General features: G+C 56.4%; 4 protein-coding genes and 1 pseudogene. 4 read left to right on the top strand and 1 reads right to left on the bottom strand.

Going from position 1 to position 5,237, the window contains the following annotated elements:
- Positions 1–1,293, top strand: a 1,293-nt coding sequence (locus ABJQ89_RS21015; RefSeq protein ID WP_348498106.1) for a phosphate acyltransferase, incomplete at its 5' end; no start/stop codon positions are given.
- A gap of 15 nt (positions 1,294–1,308) precedes the next feature.
- Here the strand turns inward: ABJQ89_RS21015 and ABJQ89_RS21010 are convergent.
- Positions 1,309–2,070 carry an NAD kinase gene (locus ABJQ89_RS21010; protein ID WP_348498105.1) on the bottom strand — a complete coding sequence of 254 codons (762 nt, stop codon included), beginning with the start codon at positions 2,068–2,070 and terminating at the stop codon, positions 1,309–1,311.
- A gap of 167 nt (positions 2,071–2,237) precedes the next feature.
- Here ABJQ89_RS21010 and glyA point away from each other — a divergent pair, with 167 nt between their 5' ends.
- From glyA to ABJQ89_RS20995, 3 genes and pseudogenes are all read left to right on the top strand, one after another.
- Complete coding sequence (glyA, locus tag ABJQ89_RS21005) at positions 2,238–3,527, top strand: serine hydroxymethyltransferase (protein ID WP_348498104.1); 1,290 nt, start codon at positions 2,238–2,240, stop codon at positions 3,525–3,527.
- Positions 3,528–3,658: 131 nt separating this feature from the next.
- The gene (locus ABJQ89_RS21000) at positions 3,659–4,780 is read left to right on the top strand and encodes a Hint domain-containing protein (RefSeq protein WP_348498103.1); all 1,122 of its coding nucleotides are present in this window, start codon (positions 3,659–3,661) and stop codon (positions 4,778–4,780) included.
- Positions 4,781–5,037: 257 nt separating this feature from the next.
- Positions 5,038–5,237: pseudogene (locus ABJQ89_RS20995) on the top strand (alpha-amylase); the annotation flags it as partial.

The following is a 5,237-nucleotide window of genomic DNA, read 5'->3' as shown; positions in this document are numbered from 1 at the left end:
ATCTTCCGCGGCGCGCTCGACGTGGGCGCGACCGACATCAATGATGAAATGAAGCTCGCTTGCACCGCCGGTATCGCCGAACTTGCCCGCGCCACCACCAGCGCCGAGGCCGCCGCCGCCTACAAAGGTGAGCAACTCACGTTCGGCACCGATTACCTGATCCCGAAACCCTTCGATCCGCGCCTTTCTGCCGTCGTGTCCTCCGCTGTAGCCAAGGCCGCGATGGACACAGGCGTCGCCAGCAAGCCGCTCGATGATCTTGATGCCTACCGCGAAAAACTCAACGAATCCGTCTTCAAATCCGCACTCCTGATGCGCCCTGTGTTCGAGGCTGCGGCAACCGCGTCGCGCCGCATCGTCTTTGCCGAGGGTGAAGATGAACGCGTGCTGCGCGCCGCCCAAGCGATCTTGGAAGAAACCACAGAAACCCCAATCCTCATTGGCCGTCCAGAGGTGATCAATCGCCGCTGCGAACGCGCTGGCCTCACGATCCGCCCCGAACGTGACTTCAAAATCGTGAACCCCGAAAACGATCCACGTTACCGCGATTATTGGGAAACCTATCACAGCATTGTCGCGCGCAAGGGCGTCACGCCCGACATCGCCCGCGCCGTGATGCGCACCAATTCAACCGCGATTGCCGCCGTCATGGTCCACCGCGACGAGGCCGACAGCATGATTTGCGGCACCTTCGGTGAATACCGCTGGCACCTGAACTACGTGAACCAAGTGCTCGGCTCGGACGCACACAAACCCCATGGTGCCCTGTCGATGATGGTGCTCGAAGATGGCCCTCTCTTCATCGCCGACACCCACGTCTGGACCCAGCCCACGCCAGAGCAAATCGCACAGACCGCCATCGGCGCCGCCCGACACGCCCGCCGTTTCGGCATCGAGCCGCGCATCGCATTTTGCTCGCAATCCCAGTTCGGCACACAGGCCGACGGACCGGGCAAACGTCTGCGCGCAGCCATGGCGATCTTGGACGAAATGGGCACTGATTTCGCCTATGAGGGCGAAATGAAAATCGACGCAGCCCTCGATCCCGAACTCCGCGAAAGGCTGCTACCCAACAACCGCCTCACAGGTGCGGCAAACATTCTGATCTTTGGTTCAGGCGATGCCGCGTCTGCCACGCGCAACATTCTCAAGATGAAATCAGGCGGACTTGAGGTCGGGCCACTGCTCATGGGCATGGGCAACCGCGCGCATATCGTAAACCCAAGCGTAACGCCGCGCGGCCTGCTCAACATGGCTGCCGTCGCAGGTACACCCGTGTCGATCTACGGCTAAATCAAGAGATTGGGCTTAGACGAACTGCTCACGAATGAGCCGTTCTTCTAGCCCATGACCCGGATCAAACAGAATGCGATGCGCGATGCTTGGTTCAGACTGGATATCCACCTGAACCACATATTTGACCGAACGCCCGTCTGCATCTGCCATCACAGGGCGCTTTTGCGGATCGAGCACTTCAAAACGCACCTTCGCCGCTTTTGGCAACAACGCCCCCCGCCAACGCCGTGGTCGGAACGCGGCCATCGCCGTCAGCGCCAAAACATCCGCACCAATAGGCAAAATGGGACCATGCGCAGAATAGTTGTAAGCGGTTGAACCAGCTGGCGTTGCTAAAAGCGCTCCGTCACACACCAGCTCTTCCATCCTGAGACGTTCATCAATGTAGATGCGCAGCTTGGCCGCCTGTGGACCCGCGCGCAGCAAGGACACTTCGTTAATCGCCAGCTCATCATAGGATTTGCCATCGCGATCAATCGCCTTCATCGACAACGGATTAACGACTTCCTCAACCGCTTCCGCTAGGCGTTCTTGCAAACCGGTTTCGCTGTATTCGTTCATCAAAAAGCCAATTGTGCCCCGGTTCATCCCATAAACAGGCGCAGCTAGATTTTGCGTGCCATGCAGCACCGACAGCATAAAACCATCCCCGCCAAGCGCGACAATGACATCCGCCTCTTCCTTATCAACGTTGCCATACCGCGTGACCAAAGCGCCCCGCGCGGCCTGCGCGGTGCCTGTATCACTGGCCAAAAATGAAATCTTGAGCGTCATGCGCTGTTTCCTGTGCGAAACCTATGGCCCCAAAAGAAACACAAGTTTCGCCGGACCACCAGCCATGGCGCGGCAAATAGCACAATCGTCGTATATAAGCCTTGAGCACCGGCCTTAATCGTATAGGACGTCCCCATCAAATTCTGCTGCTTTACCGGAGAACCGCTATGACGACCGATTCCACAGCTTTTTTCACACAGGCTCTTTCCGAGCGTGACCCAGAGCTTTTCGGCTCTATCACAGCCGAGCTAGGCCGCCAGCGTGATGAGATCGAATTGATCGCATCCGAAAACATCGTATCTGCTGCCGTCATGGAAGCCCAAGGCTCCGTGATGACCAACAAATACGCGGAAGGCTATCCAGGTCGTCGCTACTATGGCGGTTGCCAGCACGTCGACGTTGCTGAAAACCTCGCGATTGAACGCGCAAAAGAACTCTTCGGGTGTGGCTTCGCCAACGTTCAGCCAAATTCAGGTTCCCAAGCGAACCAAGGTGTGTTCCAAGCGCTCCTACAGCCGGGCGATACAATCCTCGGCATGTCCTTGGACGCGGGTGGCCACCTCACGCACGGCGCAAAACCGAACCAATCAGGAAAATGGTTTAACGCTATACAATATGGCGTGCGCAAGCAGGACAACCTGCTGGACTACGACCAAGTTGAAGCGCTCGCAAAAGAACATCAGCCGAAAATGATCATTGCGGGCGGCTCTGCTATCCCACGTCAGATCGATTTCAAACGTATGCGCGAAATCGCGGACATGGTTGGCGCATATCTTCACGTCGACATGGCGCACTTTGCTGGCCTCGTTGCGGCAGGCGAGCACCCATCCCCTTTCCCGCACGCGCATGTTGCGACAACAACAACGCACAAGACCCTGCGCGGTCCACGCGGCGGCATGATCCTCACCAATGAAGAGGCGCTGGCGAAAAAGTTCAACTCTGCGATCTTCCCAGGCATCCAAGGTGGCCCCTTGATGCACGTCATCGCAGGTAAAGCGGTTGCTTTCGGTGAAGCCCTGCGCCCTGAATTCAAAGAGTACATCAAACAGGTCATCGTGAACGCGCAAGCGCTCAGCGATCAGTTGATCAAAGGTGGCCTCGACACAGTGACACACGGAACAGACACGCACGTTGTTCTCGTAGATCTGCGTCCAAAAGGCGTAACAGGCAACATCGTGGACAAGGCTTTGGGCCGCGCGCACATCACCTGCAACAAAAACGGCGTTCCGTTTGACCCTGAGAAGCCGACAGTGACGTCCGGCATTCGTCTTGGCTCCCCCGCTGGCACGACACGCGGATTTGGCGAAGCTGAATTCCGTCAGATCGCGGATTGGATCATCGAAGTTGTGGACGGCATCGCCGCCAACGGCGTGGATGGCAACGAAGCTGTAGAAGCAAAAGTGCGCGGCGAAGTCGCAGAGCTTTGCGCACGCTTCCCGCTCTATCCGAACCTCTAAAAAACAGCGCCGCGCCTTCACGGGCGCGGCGCTTTTCCCTTAGGCAGATTACGCATCCTGCGTCGCCCCTAGGGATGGCAAAAACCGAATTCTCCCCCTAATTTTGACAAAGTTCCAGCGTACAAAGCCCTATGGCTTTTATTTCTGAGATACACTTCAGGGGAACGGGCGTCGCCAATGACGGCGAATTTACCGAAATCACCCTTGGACCGGACGATGATCCGGCTGATTTCGTTGTCAGCGTGTACGATGACGATGGAACGCTCCATACGGGTGCCGGAATCACTGGTGGTGAAGTCAACCTATCCACCCTGACAGGAACCCCCGATCCAGATAATGCCGATTTCACGGTTTACGTTATTCCAGTTGGCATCCGAAACGCCGCAAGCGACGCCGATGAAGGCAGCGGCATTGCCCTGACGGATACATCAACGAACACCGTCATCAGCTTTTTCAGCGCCGACAACATTGCGCCAATTACGGCCACCGCTGGCGCCGCAAGTGGCGAGACATCGGATTCAATTCTCGAACACACCGATGTTGCCATCGGCGAAAGTTTCCAATGGGATATCTTTGGAAATTCGATCAACGGCACATTCACCCCCGGCGATGCGGTGCTTTGCATCACCTCTGAAAGTCAGGTGCGCACTAAATCTGGCTCTGTCAAAGGCAAGGCCCTGAAGGTCGGCGACCTCGTTTGGACCCATGATCACGGATATCAACCCATCCGCTGGATTGGTTCCAAAATCCTGAGCAACGATGATCTGCTTGCGAACCCAAAGAACCGCCCAGTCAGTATTGCCGCTCACGCCTTGGGTCAAAACACGCCCGCTCAAGCGTTGCTTGTCTCACTGCAACACCGCATTCTCGCGCGCTCAAAAGTCGCCGAGCGGATGTTTGACAGTGCTGAAATTCTGGTCGCTGCGATCAAACTCGTCGGTCTCGAAGGCATCGCGCAAATCACACCGCCCAACGGTGTTCATTACATCCACATCCTGTTTGACCAGCACGAGATTATCGACGTCGATGGCGCAGCCGTCGAAAGCCTCTTGGTGGCGGAACGATCTGAAAAAGTCCTGAGCGAGCTCGACACGGTGCGCCCTCTGGTTGACACGGCCAAGCCACCAATGGCCCCTGCCCGTCCAATTATTGAGGGCAAGCGCTGCAAAACGTTTATCCAGCGTTTGCAAAAGAACAACAAACCTCTGCTCGACACGCCGTCCGAGCACTTGGACATGCGCCGCGCGGGATAATCCTAGCCCGCGCACCTTCGCGCCATCTAGACCTTCAACACCCACAATTCGTGCAAAAACTGCAAACCTCGAATGCGGCTCGCCATGCACAAATTTTTGGCTCTCTCTTTCAAAATTTGCCTTAAATTTAGGCTGGCGTCGATCTGAGCCAAGCCCCCTAGACCGGAACCCTCCTCCATAGACACTTCGTATCTCGCTAAGCTGGACGCCACTTGTTAGAAATAAGCTCAACGACAGGATATGTGAGTTAGATTTCTATGAAAGAGTCCGCGGGTTCGATTGGTCCGAAAATTTCGGCGCTGCTCAAGCAAATATATCCTGACCTTGATCGCGATATTCTCTCCAGCATGGTCATCGACGCCTTTTGGCCGGGTGCAGCAGATCGACGCCAACGCGCGCGCGTTCCGGGAAATACGCTTTGGTCTCAAAAAGATGCCCTGCTGATCACCTATGGCAA

The organism is Planktotalea sp., assembly GCF_039984035.1.
GTDB lineage: Bacteria > Pseudomonadota > Alphaproteobacteria > Rhodobacterales > Rhodobacteraceae > Planktotalea.
The sequence above is the reverse complement of the archived record's forward strand: the minus strand, read 5'-3'. Positions and strand labels throughout refer to the sequence as shown.

What these genes read in the sequence shown, in the direction of transcription:
- ABJQ89_RS21010 (WP_348498105.1), bottom strand. Translation starts at nt 2,070, where the DNA reads ATGACGCTCAAGATTTCATTTTTGGCCAGTGATACAGGCACCGCGCAG.
- glyA (WP_348498104.1), top strand. Translation starts at nt 2,238, where the DNA reads ATGACGACCGATTCCACAGCTTTTTTCACACAGGCTCTTTCCGAGCGT.
- ABJQ89_RS21000 (WP_348498103.1), top strand. Translation starts at nt 3,659, where the DNA reads ATGGCTTTTATTTCTGAGATACACTTCAGGGGAACGGGCGTCGCCAAT.